Source organism: Rhizobium indigoferae (genome assembly GCF_034554815.1).
GTDB classification, from domain to species: Bacteria; Pseudomonadota; Alphaproteobacteria; order Rhizobiales; family Rhizobiaceae; genus Rhizobium; species Rhizobium leguminosarum.
Map to the genome: position 1 here is coordinate 2,998,842 of NZ_CP140635.1, position 18,668 is coordinate 3,017,509.

Annotated in this window: 22 protein-coding genes and 1 tRNA gene; 10 read left to right on the forward strand and 13 right to left on the reverse strand. The window is 58.7% G+C overall.

Annotated elements, in window-relative coordinates; all coding sequences use genetic code 11:
- Window positions 1-37: 37 nt before the first annotated feature.
- Entirely contained in the window at window positions 38-1,126 is a 1,089-nt protein-coding gene (locus U5G49_RS15105) for an ABC transporter ATP-binding protein (protein WP_020493400.1), read from the reverse strand.
- Window positions 1,127-1,393: 267 nt separating this feature from the next.
- Here U5G49_RS15105 and U5G49_RS15110 point away from each other — a divergent pair, with 267 nt between their 5' ends.
- Window positions 1,394-2,104, forward strand: a complete 711-nt coding sequence (locus U5G49_RS15110) for a GntR family transcriptional regulator (protein ID WP_018242923.1) — start codon at window positions 1,394-1,396, stop codon at window positions 2,102-2,104.
- Window positions 2,105-2,166: 62 nt separating this feature from the next.
- Here U5G49_RS15110 and U5G49_RS15115 read toward each other — a convergent pair whose 3' ends face one another.
- Window positions 2,167-2,580 carry a DUF4174 domain-containing protein gene (locus U5G49_RS15115; protein WP_193445472.1) on the reverse strand — a complete coding sequence of 138 codons (414 nt, stop codon included), beginning with the start codon at window positions 2,578-2,580 and terminating at the stop codon, window positions 2,167-2,169.
- 199 nt (window positions 2,581-2,779) lie between these two features.
- On the reverse strand, window positions 2,780-3,163 hold the full coding sequence (locus tag U5G49_RS15120; RefSeq protein ID WP_193445471.1) for a BRA0787 family protein: 384 nt from the start codon (window positions 3,161-3,163) through the stop codon (window positions 2,780-2,782).
- A gap of 354 nt (window positions 3,164-3,517) precedes the next feature.
- Between U5G49_RS15120 and U5G49_RS15125 the strand changes: the two genes are divergently transcribed.
- Window positions 3,518-3,724, forward strand: a complete 207-nt coding sequence (locus U5G49_RS15125; RefSeq protein WP_018242926.1) for a hypothetical protein — start codon at window positions 3,518-3,520, stop codon at window positions 3,722-3,724.
- A gap of 25 nt (window positions 3,725-3,749) precedes the next feature.
- Window positions 3,750-3,980 carry a DUF2934 domain-containing protein gene (locus U5G49_RS15130; RefSeq protein WP_018446600.1) on the forward strand — a complete coding sequence of 77 codons (231 nt, stop codon included), beginning with the start codon at window positions 3,750-3,752 and terminating at the stop codon, window positions 3,978-3,980.
- An 87-nt stretch (window positions 3,981-4,067) separates the two neighbouring features.
- Here the strand turns inward: U5G49_RS15130 and U5G49_RS15135 are convergent, their stop codons facing one another.
- Both U5G49_RS15135 and U5G49_RS15140 read right to left on the reverse strand, forming a co-directional pair.
- Entirely contained in the window at window positions 4,068-5,993 is a 1,926-nt protein-coding gene (locus tag U5G49_RS15135) for a DUF5054 domain-containing protein (RefSeq protein ID WP_193445470.1), read from the reverse strand.
- A gap of 335 nt (window positions 5,994-6,328) precedes the next feature.
- Window positions 6,329-6,523, reverse strand: coding sequence for a hypothetical protein (locus U5G49_RS15140; RefSeq protein WP_018242928.1), 195 nt, complete (start codon window positions 6,521-6,523; stop codon window positions 6,329-6,331).
- Window positions 6,524-6,646: 123 nt separating this feature from the next.
- Between U5G49_RS15140 and U5G49_RS15145 the strand changes: the two genes are divergently transcribed.
- The 3 genes from U5G49_RS15145 to U5G49_RS15155 all read left to right on the forward strand — a co-directional run bounded on the left by U5G49_RS15145 (window position 6,647) and on the right by U5G49_RS15155 (window position 8,474).
- A complete protein-coding gene (locus tag U5G49_RS15145) occupies window positions 6,647-7,372 on the forward strand; it encodes a LuxR family transcriptional regulator (RefSeq protein WP_193445686.1) in 726 nt (241 codons plus the stop codon).
- Window positions 7,373-7,608: 236 nt separating this feature from the next.
- The gene (locus U5G49_RS15150) at window positions 7,609-8,274 is read left to right on the forward strand and encodes an acyl-homoserine-lactone synthase (RefSeq protein WP_193445469.1); all 666 of its coding nucleotides are present in this window, start codon (window positions 7,609-7,611) and stop codon (window positions 8,272-8,274) included.
- Window positions 8,271-8,474 (forward strand): hypothetical protein, encoded by a 204-nt coding sequence (locus tag U5G49_RS15155; RefSeq protein ID WP_018242931.1) that lies wholly within the window; start codon window positions 8,271-8,273, stop codon window positions 8,472-8,474. Before U5G49_RS15150 ends, U5G49_RS15155 begins: the two co-directional genes overlap by 4 nt.
- 121 nt (window positions 8,475-8,595) lie before the next feature.
- Here U5G49_RS15155 and U5G49_RS15160 read toward each other — a convergent pair whose 3' ends face one another.
- Window positions 8,596-8,964: a response regulator gene (locus tag U5G49_RS15160; RefSeq protein WP_018242932.1), complete on the reverse strand. Its 369-nt coding sequence runs from the start codon at window positions 8,962-8,964 to the stop codon at window positions 8,596-8,598.
- A 201-nt stretch (window positions 8,965-9,165) separates the two neighbouring features.
- Here U5G49_RS15160 and U5G49_RS15165 point away from each other — a divergent pair.
- A tRNA-Ile gene (locus U5G49_RS15165) sits at window positions 9,166-9,241 on the forward strand.
- A 626-nt stretch (window positions 9,242-9,867) separates the two neighbouring features.
- On the opposite strand, the gene U5G49_RS15170 is transcribed toward U5G49_RS15165, so the two are convergent.
- The 4 genes from U5G49_RS15170 to U5G49_RS15185 all read right to left on the reverse strand — a co-directional run bounded on the left by U5G49_RS15170 (window position 9,868) and on the right by U5G49_RS15185 (window position 15,276).
- On the reverse strand, window positions 9,868-10,062 hold the full coding sequence (locus tag U5G49_RS15170) for a hypothetical protein (protein WP_003577126.1): 195 nt from the start codon (window positions 10,060-10,062) through the stop codon (window positions 9,868-9,870).
- A 1,123-nt stretch (window positions 10,063-11,185) separates the two neighbouring features.
- On the reverse strand, window positions 11,186-12,604 hold the full coding sequence (locus U5G49_RS15175) for a coiled-coil domain-containing protein (protein ID WP_193443525.1): 1,419 nt from the start codon (window positions 12,602-12,604) through the stop codon (window positions 11,186-11,188).
- A gap of 11 nt (window positions 12,605-12,615) precedes the next feature.
- Window positions 12,616-14,049: a DUF6384 family protein gene (locus U5G49_RS15180; protein WP_193443523.1), complete on the reverse strand. Its 1,434-nt coding sequence runs from the start codon at window positions 14,047-14,049 to the stop codon at window positions 12,616-12,618.
- Between the two features lie 12 nt (window positions 14,050-14,061).
- A complete protein-coding gene (locus U5G49_RS15185) occupies window positions 14,062-15,276 on the reverse strand; it encodes a hypothetical protein (RefSeq protein ID WP_018242948.1) in 1,215 nt (404 codons plus the stop codon).
- A 236-nt stretch (window positions 15,277-15,512) separates the two neighbouring features.
- On the opposite strand from U5G49_RS15185, the gene U5G49_RS37120 reads away from it, so the two are divergent.
- The gene (locus U5G49_RS37120) at window positions 15,513-15,974 is read left to right on the forward strand and encodes a hypothetical protein (RefSeq protein ID WP_193443521.1); all 462 of its coding nucleotides are present in this window, start codon (window positions 15,513-15,515) and stop codon (window positions 15,972-15,974) included.
- Between the two features lie 356 nt (window positions 15,975-16,330).
- On the forward strand, window positions 16,331-16,525 hold the full coding sequence (locus tag U5G49_RS15195; protein WP_246288819.1) for a hypothetical protein: 195 nt from the start codon (window positions 16,331-16,333) through the stop codon (window positions 16,523-16,525).
- Between the two features lie 103 nt (window positions 16,526-16,628).
- On the opposite strand, the gene U5G49_RS15200 is transcribed toward U5G49_RS15195, so the two are convergent.
- Window positions 16,629-16,829, reverse strand: coding sequence for a hypothetical protein (locus tag U5G49_RS15200; protein WP_028732885.1), 201 nt, complete (start codon window positions 16,827-16,829; stop codon window positions 16,629-16,631).
- Window positions 16,830-17,082: 253 nt separating this feature from the next.
- On the opposite strand from U5G49_RS15200, the gene U5G49_RS15205 reads away from it, so the two are divergent.
- Window positions 17,083-17,229 (forward strand): hypothetical protein, encoded by a 147-nt coding sequence (locus tag U5G49_RS15205; RefSeq protein WP_018242953.1) that lies wholly within the window; start codon window positions 17,083-17,085, stop codon window positions 17,227-17,229.
- Window positions 17,230-17,395: 166 nt separating this feature from the next.
- Here U5G49_RS15205 and U5G49_RS15210 read toward each other — a convergent pair whose 3' ends face one another.
- Both U5G49_RS15210 and U5G49_RS15215 read right to left on the reverse strand, forming a co-directional pair.
- The gene (locus U5G49_RS15210) at window positions 17,396-17,947 is read right to left on the reverse strand and encodes a hypothetical protein (RefSeq protein WP_166481048.1); all 552 of its coding nucleotides are present in this window, start codon (window positions 17,945-17,947) and stop codon (window positions 17,396-17,398) included.
- 198 nt (window positions 17,948-18,145) lie between these two features.
- Entirely contained in the window at window positions 18,146-18,592 is a 447-nt protein-coding gene (locus tag U5G49_RS15215; RefSeq protein ID WP_193443519.1) for a GNAT family N-acetyltransferase, read from the reverse strand.
- Window positions 18,593-18,668: the final 76 nt, after the last annotated feature.

Here is an 18,668-nt window from a genome sequence, read left to right on the forward strand (position 1 = left end):
CTTGGATAGAAGGTTCAGTGTTCTTGATGGTGATGGCTCATGCGGAAGAGCGGCCGAGAAGCACGGCATCTTCGAGCGCCCAGCTGAGCGAGACGGTGTCGCCAACGGCGACCGGCCGAGCGAAATAGTCGCCGTCGTCGGCAATGACGGTGAAATCGTCGCTTCCCGCGCCGATAACGGTGATCTTCACGGAAGAGCCGCGATATTCGATGTTGGAGACGATGCCGTCGAAGCCGAGCGTCCATTCGGTCGCCACCTGCAGGCGCACGCGGTCGGTGCGGATACCGATATCGACAGGCTCGCCGACCTCCCTGTCCGTCCCGCGCACGGAAAAGCTCTGCCCTTCCGGCACGGTCATGACGAGCACGCCGTTCTCGCTCGAAGTCACCCGGCCGGACAGCACATTGTGGTCGCCCATGAAGCGCGCGACGAAGGCAGTCGCCGGCCGTTCGAAGACCTCGCGCGGGGCGGCCGCCTGCTCGATCCGGCCATCATTCATGATGACGATGACGTCGGCGAGCGCCATCGCCTCTTCCTGGCTATGGGTAACGTGCACGAAGGTGATGCCGAGCGACTTCTGCAGCTTCTTGAGTTCGGCGCGCATGCGGATCTTCAGGAACGGATCGAGCGCCGACAGCGGCTCGTCGAGCAGCAGCGCTTCCGGATCGGTGATCAGCGCGCGCGCCAACGCCACGCGCTGCTGCTGGCCGCCGGAAAGCTGGGCCGGACGCCGGTTGGCATAGGCCTCCATCTGCATCAGCTTCAGCATCTCGAGCGCCTTGGCCTGCCGCTCCTGCCTGTCGACGCCCTTCATCTTCAGGCTGAAGGCGACGTTGTCGATCAGGTCGAGATGTGGAAACAATGCGTAGGACTGGAACATCATTGCCGTGCCGCGCCTGGCCGGCGGAAAATCGGTGACGACTACATTGCCAAGCCTGATATCGCCCGACGAGATGCTCTCGTGACCGGCAATCATGCGCAGCGTCGAGGTCTTGCCGCAGCCCGACGGGCCGAGGAAGCAGCAATAGGAGCCGGCCGGAATCTTCAGGCTGATCGCATGGACCGCCGTCGTCGCGCCATAGACCTTCGAAACGGATACTATATCGATCTCTGCCGCTTTCGACATCATGCCTTCCCCTGTTCGGAAAAGACGATGCATCTGCCGTGCCAAACTCCGTTGCTCGCGTCAAGCCATTGCGAAATCAGGCTTTTTTCGACGAAAAACTTGCGAGAGCAAATTATATGCACAACGAAATCTGCACATGATTTAGGCTATCGTGCACAGTTTGTGCAGAAAATCGTATACAATATTGCCATCATTTCGGGCACAAATTCCGTTTAACTTTTGCCGCGAACACGGATATGGTTTCTCGTCATCAGGAAATCGATTTTCATGAAATCCGCCGCCAAGGCTCAGCAAGCCGAAGACTCCGCCGAAACAGGCGCGCAACAGATCCGCGATGCCATTCGTGAAGCGATTGTCGAGCGCAGGCTCTCGCCCGGCACCAAGCTTTCGGAGAGCGATGTCGGCAATCTCTTCAACGTCAGCCGCACGCTCGCGCGCGCCGCCCTGCAGGCGCTGTCCTATGAAGGCCTCGTCAGCGTCGAGAAGAACCGTGGCGCTTTCGTCGCCTATCCCTCGCCGGAAGAGGCTCGCCAGATCTTTTCCGCCCGCCGCCTGGTCGAACCCGGCATATTGCGCGAGGCCGCGGCGCGGATCACGCCTGATGACATCGCGCATCTGAGACAGCTTCTGCTGGAAGAAGGCCGCCTGATGAGCGAGCGCGGCCAGACGGCGCGCCGCGCCGAAATCAAGGCATCGGGCGATTTTCACCTGACGCTGGCGCTCATATCAGGCAATTCGATCATGCAGCGCTTCATGGAGGAACTCGTCGCCCGCTCCTCCCTGGTGATTGCGCTCTACGGGCAGTCGACCGCATCGAGCTGCGGCCACTCCGAACATGGTGACATCATCTCGGCGATCGAAGCCAACGAACTCGACCGTGCCTGCCAGCTGATGCTGCATCATATCGCCCATATCGAGGCCGATCTCGACCTGCGTGAACGCAAGAGTCTGGGCCTTAAGGAAGCCTTCGAACTCTGAACATGCAAAAGCTGCGGGGCGGATGCTCCACCGCGCTCCGCTTCAAACGGAATCTCGAAACACTACCAAGGCGTCTTCTTCGGCAACATCTCGAAGGCCGCGAAGATATCCTCCGCGGTCATTGGCTCGAGCGAGCGCAGCTTCACGGTTCCGTCGCGTCCGATCAGGATCAACCCGAACTCGCCGGTCGGCGGCCCCTGCAGCCGCTCGCGAATATCGTCGGCATCGAGTTCCCAGTCATCGTCGAACAGCGCAAACGCGCCGCCGCCGGCAATGCTGAACACTTCGACGTCTTCTTCGATGAGGCGCATATGCGCCTTGCGCAGCCATTCGTCCTGAATGAGCGCGCGGTCGTCTTGCGCATCGGCGAAGATGATCAGCACCCGCTTCCTGTCGCGAAACTGCTCGAGCGATTGCGGAAGGTCAGGCTCACGCCTCGGTGTGCCCATGATTTCATGAACGATGGATTTTAGCATGGTACTTATTCCTCGCCCGTCACGACTGCATAATTCCTTAGATCGGGATCGATTTAAGGATAGAATTATGCGGCAATTCAAAGTGCCACAGCGGCGCTGTAGCGGCGGGCCGTGCCTGCCGAATTAAACGGTTGGGAATAGGTGAGGTTCCGCCAGGAAGCGGAAAAGGATCGCAGCCATGGCCGCGATCCTCATCCTGTCAGTCGAGGCTCTGGTCTTCGGACGCGTGGGCCGAAACGGCAACGAGATCCACGGCACCGGTGGCGAGAAGGCGCTTGCGCACCAGCACGCGCATGACGCGCGCCGCCGTGGAGAAGGTCATCTGGTCGAGCGGGCCTTCGCCCTCCCACGGCTTGGTCAGCCGTTCAGTGACGGCGCCGACAATGTTCATCGGCACGATGTCGGTGCATTCGCGCATGGCTTCGAAAACGAAGCTGATTGGAATGACCCTTCCTTCGTGGGTCACGATCGGCTCGGTCAATTCGCTGTCCCATTCCTCAAAGGCATAGAGCGCTTCGCGAAACAGCTGCTGGAGGGTAAACGGCGCGTGGCCGTTATGAAGTGGCGGCAGTGCATTCATCATGTCTGTCTCCTCTTGTTGGATTGAAGCCAAGTCCTCCGGTATCGGTCGGCATCAACGCGGGGAACGAATATTTGCCCTGCGGACCGAATAACACGATTGATTCTATAGAGTAACGCGCCGGGGTAAAGCCCATTTATCAACCGCTGCGGAAACGAATTCCATAACACCCTGATATTTCTGCATGTTTTAGGCGAAATTTTCTGAGCGTCCCGCATTCTTAAAAATCTATGCCAGCCGCTTCAGATCGCTCCGGAATGGCACGCCGAGGCGAAAAAACCCTGAAAATTCACGGAACTTTTGTCTCTGTAATTTGTTTTGTTCTCACATTCGCAAAACAGTCTGGGGTTATCACCAATGACGCAAATCCATGAACCGGAGCGCCGAAGCAGAATCCTGCGCGGCCGCCCCTATAGCCTTGACGAATTCGCCTCCAAATATGGCCTGCATGGCGATCAGGCCGAAAGTCTTTTCACCCGTTTCGGACCCTCCTCGATCGAACTCGACCTGCTGATGGCAGCCAAACGCCGGCCACCGGTTCTGCAGGACAAAATTGCCGAATAATACTTTAGACGAGTGGAATGGATAGATGAGCAATAGACGCCACGAATGGATCAGCAAAAGAGCTTACGCGATCTGGGAGGAACAGGGCCGTCCTCACGGCCGCGACGACGAACACTGGCGCCAGGCAGTTGCCGAACGCGATGCACTGGAGCGCACGAAGGCCTCTTCCGACGGTCGCGAAGTACTGAAGTTTCGCCCGAGGCAGCCCGAAGCGCTATGCACCGGCTGGCTCGGCCGATCGGCAAGCGTCGGCTGAACCGCTTCCTGTCTCGGCCCGGACGGCTCAATCCGTACCGGGTCGAGCGGCAAATCCCCGCGGGATCGCATCCCCGTTAGGGGTGACTCAGTCGAGCCTTAACCGGAAACGCGCCTGAAAATCTCCCTGCCACCACATCGGGAAATTGGTTCCCCATTTATTGTTGTGCAGATTGAAACGGATGCCGGCGGTGAAATCCGGCAACGTCCTGCAAAACGTCATGAAATCTGAGCCTTGCGGCGCAACGAGCGGCGCATCGAAGGTTTCGATTGTCAGCGGACCATCGGCAAGATCACCGCGTGCCGATGTCACCGCCTGCAATTGTCCGCCGCCGCTCGTCGCAATATTCCCCGATCGATGCCAGAGGCCCATCTTGCGGAAATTCCACTCCGCGGCACGATCAGGCGTGAAGGAGAGGAAGCTTGCCTCCGGCATGCGGTTGGCCGGCTTGTCAAGCAACGTCAGACGCAGATCAAGACGATCGCCCTCGGCGGTGAAATGCAGCATCACATGCGGCGGCGCGCCATATTTCCGCACGGCCTCGGCCGGCATCGACAGAAGGATGCCCGCCTCATCAGTCGCTTCCAGCACCGGCAGAAAAATCTTCGAAAGTGCCGCCCCCGACCGGGCAAGCCCCGGCTTGTCATGGTCTAGTATCGCCCATTCCTGCCGATGAGTCAGATAGGTCTGCATGTGACGGTTGATGTCGCCGGCATCGTAGCTCTCGTATCGATAGGCGATCAGCGAGCCGTCGCGGCCGGTGATCGTCCTGCCGGAAGGCGAGGTAATTTCGGCAATATCGCCGCTCACGCCGTCGAGCGCGATCGACCAGCCACCGGCCTGCAAGCGGAGCTCCCGCCCACCGCCCTCGATGACGGCAGGCGTGGCGAGTTCGGCGAGCACGGCCTGGGCCGCCTTCCGGTCCGTCTCGTCGAGCTCCGAAATCGCCTGGTCGAGATAGGCCCGCTGCTCGTCCCATGAGGCTTCGGTATAGGCGAAGCGATAATCGGATCGGCGTGCGGCCTCGAAATCGGCCCGCGACCACGCCTTGTCGTCGCGCAGATAGGATTTGATATCGACGCCGCAGGTATGCTCGGCCACCATCGCCAGCCCGCGCCCGAAGGCAAGACGCCGCGCGTCGAGACCATCCGCCGCGAAGCGGTCGTAGAGCCGCTGCAGCGCGAGAAACCGCGCCGTCTTCACCGGATCGCTGCCGCTGCCATGGATCCAGCTGTCGCCGAGTTCCAGCTCGACCACAGGAAAACGCTCACGCTCGCTCCAGAGAATGGCGCCGTAATCCTCGAGCGTTGCTGCGCGGATGATCGCATCCGGCTCACGGGCGCGCAATTCGCGATAGGCCTCGGCCGTCTGCGGCACGCTCTGCGGCCCGATATTGTCGTTGGTATGGGCAAAGCTCAGGCCATCCTCGAAACCATCAGGGAAACAGGTCTCGCCATAGGAGCGCTGGTACATGACGACCACCTCCTCGCCGCCGGGCACCCGCCAGCGGAAGATGTCGGGCACATCGGGCGGCGGTGAGGCCGTATTGACGCCGAGATGCAGGAAGCGGATGCCCGCCTCGGCAAGCAACGGCACCATGCCGAGCGTATGGCCAGGCACATCGGTCATCTTCGCCGCGATCGTCGTCTTGCCGAAACGCCGGTCGAGCTCCTGCGAATAGGAAAGCCCGGCCCGAAAGAGATCCGGCGACATCAGCTCCGTATGCGTGGTGAACGGCAGGCCGTGCCAGCGGATCTGCCCGCGCTCGATCGCCTGCTCCAGCGCTGCGACCTCTCCCGCCGAGCGCGAATTCAGATGGTCCCAGATCAGCCAGGCGCCTGTCGTCCAGATGAATTTCGGCTCTTCGGGATTTTCGGCATGAAAATGCCTGGCCGTCTCGATCGCCTGCGGAATGAAGCGCTCGTGATATTGCCGGCGGACTTTCTCGGCATGGTCGGTAAAGCCGATATCGAGATGGGTCTTGAAGACCAGATGCACGCGCTTTTCAGTCATTCCATTTCACACATCGGTGATGACAGTCGAAACAGTCTGCAGCCAGTGGCGGTACAGGTGAGGAGTGTAACCGTTTCCACAAGCACCCTTGCTCCTGCCGCAAACGCTCCGTCAACCGTTTTGGCACAAATCCATAAATTAATGCGGATTTCTTAACCATATATCCAGAACGCAGCGTCCGATCCTTTCGCCGCCAAATCGAATCACGACATGAATGAAGACGTGTTCATTGGCAATTTTGCAGAGCAGTAGGCGGTGGGATTTCCCTGCCGACCGGCGTGGGTGGCCCGCCTAAATTGCGGAGAAAGGGCTGAGCCGTTCGGGAAGGCCGATCGTCAGAAAGCGTTGGTTTCCTGGCAGAGCGCCCGGTGAACCTCGGTCCAGAACAGCGCCAGCGGCCTGTCGCCATTGCGTTCGGCAACGAGGGCGCGGATCAGCGCTTCGGAGCCTGCCATGTCCTGCCAGCTGGATTTCAGGCCCTTGGCGGCCTGTTGGCATTCGGCAATCTCGAATGGTCTCTTGCTGTCCATATGAGGTCTCCTCATCACAGGCGCTAGCAGATGGGACCCGGATTGTCATTCCCCGCATATGTGGGGATGCCTTGTATTTGTGACGGCCCTCGCGGTAGGATTGAGGGAATTGGGGCAGTGGAAATGATTGAGAATACCTATAGCGAAAAGTTCGAGTCCGCGTTCGAACAGATCAAGGCGGCGGCCAACGTGGATGCCGCCATCCGTATTCTCCAGGCGGAATATAACCTCGATTTCGTCACCTACCATCTCGCCCAGACGATCGCGAGCAAGATCGATTCGCCCTTCGTGCGCACCACCTATCCGGATGCCTGGGTTTCCCGCTACCTCCTCAACAGCTATGTGAAGGTCGATCCGATCGTCAAGCAGGGCTTCGAACGCCAGCTGCCCTTCGACTGGAGCGAGGTCGAACCGACGCCGGAGGCCTATGCCATGCTGGTCGACGCCCAGAAACACGGCATCGGTGGCAATGGCTACTCCATCCCCGTCGCCGACAAGGCGCAGCGCCGCGCCCTGCTGTCGCTGAATGCCCGTATACCGGCCGACGAATGGACCGAGCTCGTGCGCCGCTGCCGCAACGAGTGGATCGAGATCGCCCATCTGATCCACCGCAAGGCGGTCTATGAGCTGCATGGCGAAAAGGATCCGGTGCCGGCATTGTCGCCGCGCGAGATCGAGTGTCTGCACTGGACCGCCCTCGGCAAGGATTACAAGGATATTTCGGTCATCCTGGGCATATCAGAGCATACCACACGCGATTACCTGAAGACCGCCCGCTTCAAGCTCGGCTGCGCCACGATCTCGGCCGCCGCGTCGCGGGCTGTTCAATTGCGCATCATCAATCCCTAGCCCTTTGTGCGTCCAAACGGACGCACGGCGCTCTAAAGCGGGTCGCGATCTTTCAGATTCGCTCCTCGCGCTTTCAGTCTTTGTTTTGGCGCATGTCGTTATCGCAAAACCGCTGCACAGTTTTGCGCGACATGCTCTGATCCCCCTCATCTGGGGGGGCCTATCTGAGGGAATTTCCGATCCGGCTCGCCTGAACCATTCTGCTTTCCACGAACTTGAAAACGCTGGAGGGCAAAATGTTCGTTATCATTCAGGCACATGAGTATCAGAAATACGCTGCCGTACTCGACCAGATGTTTCGTCTGCGCAAGAAGGTCTTCGCCGATACGCTCTGCTGGGACGTTCCTGTCATCGGCCCTTACGAACGTGACAGCTACGATTCGCTTGCTCCCGCCTATCTCGTCTGGTGCAACGACACCCGCACCCGTCTTTATGGCGGCATGCGCCTGATGCCGACGACGGGCCCGACCCTTCTCTACGACGTCTTCCGCGAGACGTTCCCTGATGCCGCCGATCTTATCGCCCCCGGCATCTGGGAAGGCACGCGCATGTGCATCGACGAGGAGGCGATCGCCAAGGATTTCCCCGAGATCGACGCCGGCCGCGCCTTCTCCATGATGCTGCTCGCGCTTTGCGAATGCGCGCTCGATCACGGCATCCACACGATGATCTCCAACTACGAGCCCTACCTCAAGCGCGTCTACAAGCGCGCCGGCGCCGAGGTGGAAGAACTCGGCCGCGCAGACGGCTACGGCAAATATCCCGTCTGCTGCGGCGCCTTCGAAGTCTCGGACCGCGTGCTGCGCAAGATGCGCGCCGCCCTCGGCCTCACCCTACCCCTTTATGTCAGGCACGTGCCGGCCCGCTCGGTCGTGACCCAATTCCTGGAGATGGCAGCATGAACCGCCTCGCTGAAACCGCTACGCAGACCTCAATGCAGAAGGATATCGGCGCGCTGGAGCGCCATGTTCTCGCATCCCGCGACATCGCCACGCAGATCGGGGATCCCTTCCTCTCCTATCTCCTCTCGATGGCGCTGTTCACGATCTACGAAAAGAAAGCCCATCACGAGAACGAGGCGCTGAAGAGCAGCTTCAGCTGAGGGTGCGGTTCCCCTCCGCCCGCCTGAAGACGAGCATGTCTCCCGGCGCCTCGCGCGCAGCCGCAAAAACAGTCCCCGTTTTGCGGCTGCGCGCCCCTGCCATGTCATCAGGACATTGCCGTTACGTCATCAGGGAATTGATGGTCGATATCAGCGCGTCGTGCAGATAGGGCTTCGGCAGGAAAGCGGTATTGGCGGGCAGCGCCATCGGGTCGAGCCGCACCATGCCGGAGGTGATGATGATGCCGATGTTCGGCCGCATCGCCCTCACCCGCTTGGCAAGCTGGAGACCGTCCATCGAACCGGCCATATTGACGTCGGTGAACAGGATATCGACATCCTGCCTGCCCTTCAGCACCACCAGAGCCTCGTCGGCATTCGCCGCCTCCAGCGCCACATGGCCGACCTCCTCCAGCACATCGAGGATATTGAACCGGATCAGCGGCTCGTCCTCCACGATGAGCACCACGGCACTGTTCGAAGCCACCATCTGCGATCGCCCTCTTCATGCGGAATGTGACTTGGATAAGTGTAGCCCGCGCGAGAAGGTTCCAGTGGCTGCCCACGAATTATGCATCGTCCACAGATGCTTGCGCTGCCCGCTTGTGGCTCCTTGCAATTTGCGTTAGAGCGAACCGATGCTCGCGGGAACCATTGCCCCGGCATCACGGCGCCGGCCACCCGACGCCAAGGGCCTGTAGCTCAATGGTTAGAGCCGGCGGCTCATAACCGCTTGGTTGGGGGTTCGAGTCCCTCCGGGCCCACCACTTTTTCCAGGGTTTTGCGCCGTGCGGCCCGTATCGCCGGCTTCCCCTGGTCAACAGGACGACGGCTTTATATCGCCTCCTGTCCCGCATATTTTACAGGAAATGAGCGGTGTTTTCAAACCCTTAGTGAACCGCTGGATTGGTCACTCCTGCACGACGCTGAGCTGCTTTTGCCTTGGAACGCCTGACTGCCGTTCGAGCGCCGGTTCTAACCGCCCCGTCCTGCGGCGGCTAGGCGGGATTCCACTCGCGGAGTTCCAGCGGAGTGTCGTTGCGGAGGGCATTATGTTGAATTGCGAGGACTGCCGTCGGCTCCCTTGAAATATGGCGACAAGCTTGAAGTTCGTGAGTAGGAAGCAAGAGCCCTGAGCACTGGCCGATCAGCTTGGACATCAACACGACATCCGACCTCGGAGCCACGAGAGAATTCAGTTCGATGATGGTGTTCGGGAGTTTCATGGTTGAGACGTGGGGCATTGAACCCGCCTCGGCTGATGCTCTTTCGTCCACCATTCTTCACCTTTGAGTTCTCGTAATCGGGCAGCGTAGTGAAGCAGATGGGGATTGCGTTCATGTCGGCCTCCGATGACGGACGCCGCATGACGTAGAAGAATATCTCCTGCCATTCAGTGCGAGGTGATCGCACGACCGCTGGACGCGAGATGCTCAGTAATGGCGCGCCGGATTTCGGTAACCGTGTCGAAGAGCCTGTTGTCCAAATCGATGACATTGAACCGGACAGCGATGAATTTGAGGCGGTTTTCGACAGGGACCGCGATCCCGACTTCCTGACCGTTGAATACGACAGCTTGCTTTTGCATAACAAACCTCGGGCGCGCCACACGGGAGCACCATCTTAGAAAAGTGGAACAAAGGGTTTACGACGCGTCAGATTGCCGACGTAGGTCGGTATCGGATCGAGACGAGATCACGCACTCGCTGCACCGTTGCGAAGAAACGAAGTCGGACAAACAACGTCATCATCCTCCTCAAGCGAGGTCAAACGACCGCTGAGTATCGCCGGCGAGGGCCGGTTATTTCGGAACTCTTCTGTAAAAAACGTAGTCGAGAAATTTCAAGTAAGCAACTGATTTTTGTGATTATTTAGTGTTTTGAATCGTATGACAATTACCGCAGGTGCGAAGTAACAAATGATGTACGTTCGTCCGACCCCATCATCGAAAGCCCGCCGACGGCTTTACTGGCGATATTGCAGATCGCCACTGAGCGCAGGTGCCAGGCCGGCTGGACCAAAGAGTCCTATTCCGCTCCCACGTAGTTTCCGGACGGGCGCGATATCCCTGAGGGCTTCAGAAGTACCTGATCACCGTATAACCAGCGATATATCCGAGTGGGAACATTGCCGCTACAGCCAGGTCGATAGTTCGACGTCATGGCAATGACGCTGGTTACTAGCCCGGCTGCAATTCCAGCCGCGAGGACAGCTGGAAGGGCATCCGCCGCGAACGCGCCTGGGCCATCCCCTGATCCTATAGAAAAGAAATAAACAACAATCATTGCGACGGTTGCCGCCATAAGCGTCCACCCCTGTCGCCAGAACGCAAGCGCGACGAAGCCGACGATGTACGGCAAAACAAAAAGGATAAAGAACAACATACCCTACCAACTTGCTATTTCGGAGAATAAGACCCCTCGCGCTGGGGTGCCAGCAGAGCGTCGCGAACAACGATGACCGCGTTCGGCGGCCAGGAAACATTAACCCGTCGCCTTTCAGGAGCGGCCATTGTGGTCGCTCGCGAAGCGCCGATCATTCGGCTGATTTTCCGGACCAGAAGGAGGCGGCCGATGTCCAAAGTATTCGAGGTTTTAAAACGGCTCGATGATGCGAACGTCCACTATTTCATCGGGAGATATCGTACTGACACGATAGACGACATGCTCCCGCCTGCCAAATGGAAGGTGACTTTCATCGCCCACTGCCAATCAATCTCCACCGAACCCGCCGGTCGTCGTGTGGGACGAGCTGCCACCGAACGAACTGGTGGTCGACGAATCGTCGAAGCCGCCAAAGCCACCGGAAGAACTGGAGGACGAGCTGCCACCAAAGCCACCACCGAAATCGCCCGACGATGGTGTCGGACGCGGTCGAGGCGGGTCGCGGTGCGCATCGTTCAGCTGCCCAATGACGCTCGCGTCCGTCATCATGTCGCGAAGGAAGGCGTCCGCGAGCGTGCCAACGTTAAGACCGCTGAACGTATGACCAGTCGCGTGCCAGTTATTGTGGTCGATCTCACTTTCGATGCGGCGCAGACCTTCAAGCTTGCTCTCGCACGAAGAGAGATTGCGCTTCTCGTCGTCGATCTGGCTGTCGCGGGTTGCGACCTCAGAGGCGATTGCCTGGATGCGTGAAACCGTCGCGTCGTCTTCAGTTGAAGGCGTCTGCTCTGCCATCGCACGCATCTTCGACTGGAAATCCGGCTTTGCCAGCAAGTCTGCAAAATTCGAGATGATCGACTTCAGGTCGGCGTCCTCAGCGAGTGCGGCTTCGGCCAGGAACTGATTGATCGTAGCAAGTGCATCGGCGTGGCTCTTACCGCTGTCGATTGCCTGCTGCCGCTGTTCCGTCAGAGTTTCCAGCTCATCGCGCTTCGGCTTGGTGACGTCGAAATATTCTGCTTCCAGTACATCATACTGGGCCTGCAGTTTCTCATGCTCCGGCTTGCGAGCCGCAATGCGATCTTCGATCATACCCGGCCGGGCAACGAGGAAATCGTAGTCGGCAGCCTGAACGACATAGTTGAAGCTGTTGGCAAGCCGACGATCAAGCATCCGCGTGATCGGAAGGAGACCTCCCTTGTAATCCGGCGTGCCGAACTTGCGCTTATGCAGGTAGACGAACAGTTCGTCCTTTTCGAACGCAAGGCGCTTTTCAGCCAGCTCTTCGTTGGCAGCCTGTAGCGCACGATTCATGTCGCCATGAGCTTGCGAGGCGGCCGCCAGATCAACATAGATCGGCTTGACCCGCTCGTCAGCCATGAAGCGCTCACGGATCGCGGCTTCTTCGCTTTCAATTTCGGCGGTGAGGGCATTGATCTTCTCGTCGAGGATCGCGACCTGCTTCTTCGAGACACTGATCAGCCGGGTGCGTTCGCCGACCTCTTCCTTCTTGGAGGCCACCTTGGCTTTCCGCTCGTCAAGGGCCTGTTCGACGGTAGCCGGGAGGGCGACACCTGCGGAAACGTGGAATGCCGCCAACTTTTTGAAGAGCCCAGACTGCTCGCGAAGTAGCTTGTCGACTTCGCCCTGCAAGCCGAGAATTTTCTCGGAAATGTTGCGACGGTCACGCTCGACATCGTCACGGATGCTGCTGAACTGGCGGTAAACGTCATATCCTGAGATCATGGTCGATCTCCCTACCAGTGCGTGATCGTCTGATTGTCGATGGCGTCAAGGGTCCAGTTCACATCGAGCGAGCCCTTGGGTTTCGTTCCGGCACGGTCGTCGTCGATGATCTTGTCATCGGAGTAATCGTCCAGAACTTTGGTGTATTGGCGCTTGGAAACCCGAATACCCCAGTAGGGAACCGTCTCAGCAATGCCGTCCTCCTTGTTACCAACTTCGACTGGAACGGGCTTTCCGCCGACAAGTGCTTCGACAACAAGATACCAGCGGGTGCCATCCCGCTCGACACCGGCTCGCACGCCACGACGATTGACGATCCTAATCTTGGCTTCGTTCTGAACGTAGGTGACGAGGTTCTTGTATGACGTCATAGCCTGACGCATCTGCTGACCGTCGCCATCCTCGGCCGCTTCCGTGATCAACGAAAGTCGACGGGTCAGCGTGGTACGAGCGCCATCGTCGAGAGGGTTGCCCGAATTAACATAACGAGACAGGGACGCGTCCGCATCAGCAACGAAGTTCGCCGCTTCACCAGTAAGCTGCTTTTGCGCCTGGACCTGTCGAAGATGACTTTCAATCACCCCGATAGCCGCGATAGCTTGCTGCGCACCTTCGACATTCTTCGCAGCAATCGCGCCGAGACCTTCGGTATTGCGGCTTTCGATGTCGGTGACAGCCTGATTGTCGGAGACCGCCACAGCAAGTGCCTTGGCCGAAGTGTAGGCGGCCTGAAGTTGGCTTGGCTGAATCGCAAGCTTGGCTGCCACCTGCTGTACCCGTTGTTCCTTCCAACGCATCGACGTTTCGATAGTGCCAATTTGACGGATTGCCGTTTCAGCACCCGCAACGTTGCGAGCGATGATGGCAGCCAGCGCCTCTGTATTTCGGCTATCGATGTCAGCCTTGGCCTGAACATCCGACACGCGGTCTGCGGCGACGGTTGCCGACGACACTGCCGCCTTCAATTCGGCTGGGAGCCGAACGGTGAGCGCAGTTTCAAGCTCGCGAGCCGCCGCTTCCTTTGCCGCCGCTTCGCGGGCGATGGCCGCCTCACGCGGTTTGATCACGAACTGATCGTAGCCAACGTTGTACGCTACCGTACCGACCACCAGGACAGCCGCCGCAATGGCCGTATTGCGGAGATACCGGCCGCGACGCACGTAAGCCGTCGCCGCGAGCCGGTTAGCCCCGGATTTCATCGGCGTGAACGTGAAACGCCGCTCTTCATATTGCTCCACGGCAGATTCGATGACGTCATCTTTGACGACGACGCCCTCCTTGGCCTTCTGCTCCTTGAGGCGCTGGATGAGGGCCTTCCGGCGTTCACCGGCCCCCAATTCAAAGTCAACCACCCGGTCGCTGGCTCGAATATCGTCGATGATGTTGGAAACACCCAACATGTCGCCGAAGGAAGGGCTCGCGCCCGATGCTGACGAAGCTGCCATGGATATTACCCGTTACGCTGCGATTTTGTTCGCCGTTGCCGCATAGCGACGCTTGACGTCCTCGACCGACGCGCGAATTTCGTCCGCGTTCTGACTAGCTTCCGCGCGGCTCTGTTCGATGAGCTTGGCGTTTTCTTCGTCTTCGACGAGAAGCGCTTCGGCCAGCGTCTTGACGACATCAGCGTCGATGGTCTTTCCGTAGCCACTCCTGATTGCCTTGGCGTTCACCTCGCCGGAAACATCCGCGAGATCGGAAAGCGACTTATTGATGCCGCCGGTCATGGAGTCCAGGGCATTGGTCCCCTCGGCCAGACCGATGGTGGCGTTGTAGTTCGCCTTCAGCGAAGCAAGCGTCGAACGGTTGGTGGCATAGAAGCTGACAGAGCGCTTATAGATGCGGTCCTTGAGCTTGCTGGTGCCTTCCAGCTTCTTCATGGTCACTTCTGTGATGTTGTAGGCGATCATCAGGTTGTCGGCGAGGTCCTTGCCGATATCAAACTGACCTTCGGCCTTTGACCGAGCGTCGTTGGCGCTGTCGCGAGCGATCTGCAGACTGACCTTGGTCGCCTCATCAGCAGCCTGGGCATCATCAACAGCCTTCTGCGCAGTTTCCGCCTTTTCCTTGGCCGCGTTCCAGGTCGCTTCCAGGTTCGCCTTGATCGCGAGCGCCGCGACCTGCGACTGGCCGAGTGCGCCACGGAACAGCTGGTAGGCTTCGAGAATTTCCTTTTCACCCTTCAGCTGGGCCGCAAGAGTCGTCGTGACCTGCTCGAAACGATCTTCGATCTTTGAGAAACGGTCGGCGATGTCGCCCTGGGTCGCTTCCTTGAAGAAGCCGGTGATCTTGCCCCAGATGGATTCATTGCCATCGGCTGCATCAAGCACAGCTTTTTTGGCGTCGGCGCGGATGGAGTCGAAGGCTGCCGTGATTTCCTTATAGTCGTCGCCGACGGCGATGCCGGAAATCTTCTGGACGACCAGGTCGTCGAAAGCCTCCTGCTCAGACAGCGTGCGTGCGATGAAATAGGCAAGGTCCGGATCGGCGTCCTTGATCTCTTCGATGATCGACACGATAGCCTGCGGCTTGCGAACGTCACCACGCAGACCGAGCGACTTCACAATGTCGATAGCCTGCTGCAGCTTTTCGCCGCCTTCCTTTAGAACCGTGGAAACGGCCGTACTTGCCGTCGCCACGATGGCGTTCCCTTGCGCGGTCAGATCGGTCATGCTGTCCTCCTTCTCCGTGGACGAAATCTCGTCTTGGTGAATATCTAATGCAACAATAACTTGTTCGCAATTACCGGTTTCCCGTGCTTGATATCGCCACGGCACCGACGTCGCCAAACAAGCGACCGCCCGTGGTCTGATAGGGGTCTGATAGGGTCTGATCAGCTCTGCAGCTTGCTCGATGATGTAGTTGTTATTCATGTGGGCAGGTTAGCATCCCCCATTCGGAGAACGTTATGAACGACCTCTTTTTGTCTTCCGATTTCATCCAAGCAAATCGCGTTCTAAAGCTTACGTCACCGTTGGGTGACGACCAGCTCCTACCGGAGAGGATGTCGGTCGAGGAAGGGGTAAATCAACTTTTCGAGATAAAGCTCGTCGTTCGTGCCAAACGTGAAGTGGTGAAGCCGGAAGAGCTGATTGGCAACCTGGTGACCGTCGACGTCGAGATCGCCGAAGGCCTTCGACGGCCCTCCTTCTCGGCCTTCCAAACTGCAGGATCGTATATGCCGACGCTATTGGCTTCTTGCCTGTCGTTCACACTTTCGGAGCCCTCATTCCGCGCATCGTTTTCGAACAAAATGCCGCCGATCAAGATCGAGGCGGTTAGGACAAGAAAGGCGATTCCAGCACGCTTCAATTTGGACGTCCTTCGGCTCGGCACGAAAAGAGACGTGAGCAGGTTCCAGCCCATGTAAATGGTGGCAAACCAACCTAGAAAGGCAAATGCCGTGCTCATTCAATTTCTCATCAAGCCGAAGGCACCGCCCTCAATGTCTAGCTCCTTCGCATTGATGCCGATTCCCGCGTAGACCAAATAGCGAAATCGACTAGATGAATGGGACCCCTTTGAACAGACTGCGGCTCCCCATATCGTTGTCCAAACAAACGACATCTGTAGGCGTAGAGGCCAACCTTGATCGTGGCAGCGAGCGCTGGCAAAGGGGTTTTCAGGCAATAACAAAATCTTGATCGGCAACGACAGTTATCGGAACGCCTCAGGGCCCTACTTGCCAGAATTATACGGACACTTTGGACAGTAAGGGGTGGGGAGATGCTTCAAACTCGCAAACTATCGGCAGCCATGGCAGCCGTCCTCATCATTACCGTGTCGGCGTCGTCGTGTACCACGAGCTCAAACGATTCGGTGCAGACGGGCTCGGTCGGCTATACCGCTCAGAGCGCTGACTTTGCGCTTCGGCCTGCCTGCCGCGATGGTTTCGGCAATGATCGTCCGTGCAGCTACTAGCGCTGAAAAATGAGAAGTCTGATTGCCGCGATGGTTCGTCTGTGGGGATGGCCACTATCACACGACTTCGTCCGGCGGCATCATGGCCGATCAACGCACATTTCTAATAGCTGCAAGAGCGGCCATCGCTCGGCCTGAACCCACCCCCACACGCCGGATTAAGCGGCTGACGCTCATAATAACCGCCATAACCGCCGCCGATCGACGACGTCTGGTCGAGGCTTCCGGATGAAGTGCAAGCCGAAATGATCGTGGCAAGGCTGATCAGCGTTCCGGTCGCGATAAATGCGAAAAATCGGTTCATCTGAGCTTCTCCTCGGAGGGGCACGGCTTTAGCCGAAGTTTGCAATCTACCACGCCATCACGAGGGTATGCGAGGACTTATAGAGGCTGAGCGGCCTCGGCGGCCGCTTCTAACGCCAATGTGATCGTTTTTCAGGCCCAATGCCTCAAGCCATGCACTGTCGCATAACTGTCATGTAAAATTGCCCATTGCGATAGCAGCTTGCGCAAAATATATGCTGCCAGCTAACAAAAAAAAGAATGAGTAAACTGCCATGAGTGCCATACAGAAACTTTTCCACCGCAATCTCCTGACCCGCTTCGTTGCTGGTCTCGGCGCGGTTCCCCAGCGTATTCGCGACGCACGCGAAGAGCGCAAGCCCGCCATCCATCCATCCTTCATGGACGATTTCGGCGCCTGAAGCGCGTAGCGAACCTTTAAGTTCGCTTACCGCGCTTTCGCCTTTGGTTTCGCGCATGTCTCTATCGCGAAACCGCTCCACACATTTGCGTGACATGCTTTGGCCATCCAAGGCATCCGCTCGCCGCCGGGTAAGGTAGTGACCTCATCCCGGCTGGCGCGCATGCTCAGTTGACTACGGGTGCGGCCGGTTCGCCCCAGCTGGATATAGGCTGGCCGGCCTTGGTCGCCACCCTGACGTCATAGAGCGCGAGTGAAGCCTGGAGCTGCCGCATATCGTTGCAGCGGTTGATGATGCCACCGATATACTGCACGCAATCGCTGGCGCTGCCCTGTACCGAGCCCGTGGCCCAATCCTTGACGATTCCGTCGGCGCCCACCAGGAAATAGGAAAGCCGGTTGTTCTGCGAAATCGTGGAACTGCCGACCAGGCCGGCGAAATTCGTGCCGGTCTCGGTCTGGGCGCCGGGCGCCATATGCCGGTAGATCGTCATGCCGTTCATCAATGGCGTCGCGCCGATCATCGGCCCGAAGGTCGCTTCGGAGCCGGAAAGCCGCGCCATTGGCGACTGGCCAAGATTGGCGACCTCCGCATAGGGCTTGCCCAGCGCATAGCTGGTGTAAGAGCGGTTGGCGGCGTTCTCCGCCTTTTCCGCCACCTGAGAGCACCCCGCCAGACCGATGGCGAGGCTGATCGAAAGAATTGCCATGAAGCGCATGCTGCCCCCTTGCCGGCCGCAGCAGCGCGGCCGCCGTTTGTTCCTTAACCCGCCGTATTTGCTATCAGGTTTGCAGGATTTGGGAAGCGGTCGCGCCAGAGCAGCATTGTTTGCTACAGCTTTACCGGCGTGCCGTGTGAGCCCGCCCTGCCCTGCCCGGCCAGGGCAGAGGGGGGCGGTCACAGCCGACGGTCATGATCAAGCCACGGCGGAAAATTCCTTGCGGAACCAGATCCGGTCAACGGGCCGGCCTCCCGCATGCCCGCTGATCCTGCCGAATTCGACATATCCAAGCTTCGGGTAAAAATCCGGGGCCTGGGTCGAGAGCGTGTCGACGCAGGCCGCGACCGCGGCGCGGCGGCGGCCTTCTTCTTCGGCCGCCGCCATCAATTTCGTGCCGATGCCGCCCAGCCGCAGCGATTTTGCGACCCACAGATTACCGATGAAAAGAACCGAGAAGGAAACGGACGCCGTTATTCCGGCGACAAGCCCTCCGTTCTCTCGCCAAACGATGGCAAAAGCCTCGCGTCTGATCTCAGCGCTCTCGTTGAAGGCGTTCAGGCCGTCTGATATCGCGGTGGCGATCTCGGACGGGACGGGATCGAGCGTTTCGAACATTGCTTCCTCGTCGTCGATGGTCGCCATATGATAGCGAGCCGTCGGTTCCGGTCCAGCCGTTTCGGCTCTTAAGAGTTGGCGGACGTCCTGCAGGTTCAGGCTC

Excerpts from the sequence above, each read along its gene's own strand:
- U5G49_RS15105 (WP_020493400.1), bottom strand. The coding sequence starts at position 1,126 with ATGTCGAAAGCGGCAGAGATCGATATAGTATCCGTTTCGAAGGTCTAT.
- U5G49_RS15110 (WP_018242923.1), top strand. The coding sequence starts at position 1,394 with ATGAAATCCGCCGCCAAGGCTCAGCAAGCCGAAGACTCCGCCGAAACA.
- U5G49_RS15115 (WP_193445472.1), bottom strand. The coding sequence starts at position 2,580 with ATGCTAAAATCCATCGTTCATGAAATCATGGGCACACCGAGGCGTGAG.
- U5G49_RS15120 (WP_193445471.1), bottom strand. The coding sequence starts at position 3,163 with ATGATGAATGCACTGCCGCCACTTCATAACGGCCACGCGCCGTTTACC.
- U5G49_RS15125 (WP_018242926.1), top strand. The coding sequence starts at position 3,518 with ATGACGCAAATCCATGAACCGGAGCGCCGAAGCAGAATCCTGCGCGGC.
- U5G49_RS15130 (WP_018446600.1), top strand. The coding sequence starts at position 3,750 with ATGAGCAATAGACGCCACGAATGGATCAGCAAAAGAGCTTACGCGATC.
- U5G49_RS15135 (WP_193445470.1), bottom strand. The coding sequence starts at position 5,993 with ATGACTGAAAAGCGCGTGCATCTGGTCTTCAAGACCCATCTCGATATC.
- U5G49_RS15140 (WP_018242928.1), bottom strand. The coding sequence starts at position 6,523 with ATGGACAGCAAGAGACCATTCGAGATTGCCGAATGCCAACAGGCCGCC.
- U5G49_RS15145 (WP_193445686.1), top strand. The coding sequence starts at position 6,647 with ATGATTGAGAATACCTATAGCGAAAAGTTCGAGTCCGCGTTCGAACAG.
- U5G49_RS15150 (WP_193445469.1), top strand. The coding sequence starts at position 7,609 with ATGTTCGTTATCATTCAGGCACATGAGTATCAGAAATACGCTGCCGTA.
- U5G49_RS15155 (WP_018242931.1), top strand. The coding sequence starts at position 8,271 with ATGAACCGCCTCGCTGAAACCGCTACGCAGACCTCAATGCAGAAGGAT.
- U5G49_RS15160 (WP_018242932.1), bottom strand. The coding sequence starts at position 8,964 with ATGGTGGCTTCGAACAGTGCCGTGGTGCTCATCGTGGAGGACGAGCCG.
- U5G49_RS15170 (WP_003577126.1), bottom strand. The coding sequence starts at position 10,062 with ATGCAAAAGCAAGCTGTCGTATTCAACGGTCAGGAAGTCGGGATCGCG.
- U5G49_RS15175 (WP_193443525.1), bottom strand. The coding sequence starts at position 12,604 with ATGATCTCAGGATATGACGTTTACCGCCAGTTCAGCAGCATCCGTGAC.
- U5G49_RS15180 (WP_193443523.1), bottom strand. The coding sequence starts at position 14,049 with ATGGCAGCTTCGTCAGCATCGGGCGCGAGCCCTTCCTTCGGCGACATG.
- U5G49_RS15185 (WP_018242948.1), bottom strand. The coding sequence starts at position 15,276 with ATGACCGATCTGACCGCGCAAGGGAACGCCATCGTGGCGACGGCAAGT.
- U5G49_RS37120 (WP_193443521.1), top strand. The coding sequence starts at position 15,513 with ATGAACGACCTCTTTTTGTCTTCCGATTTCATCCAAGCAAATCGCGTT.
- U5G49_RS15195 (WP_246288819.1), top strand. The coding sequence starts at position 16,331 with ATGCTTCAAACTCGCAAACTATCGGCAGCCATGGCAGCCGTCCTCATC.
- U5G49_RS15200 (WP_028732885.1), bottom strand. The coding sequence starts at position 16,829 with ATGAACCGATTTTTCGCATTTATCGCGACCGGAACGCTGATCAGCCTT.
- U5G49_RS15205 (WP_018242953.1), top strand. The coding sequence starts at position 17,083 with ATGAGTGCCATACAGAAACTTTTCCACCGCAATCTCCTGACCCGCTTC.
- U5G49_RS15210 (WP_166481048.1), bottom strand. The coding sequence starts at position 17,947 with ATGCGCTTCATGGCAATTCTTTCGATCAGCCTCGCCATCGGTCTGGCG.
- U5G49_RS15215 (WP_193443519.1), bottom strand. The coding sequence starts at position 18,592 with ATGGCGACCATCGACGACGAGGAAGCAATGTTCGAAACGCTCGATCCC.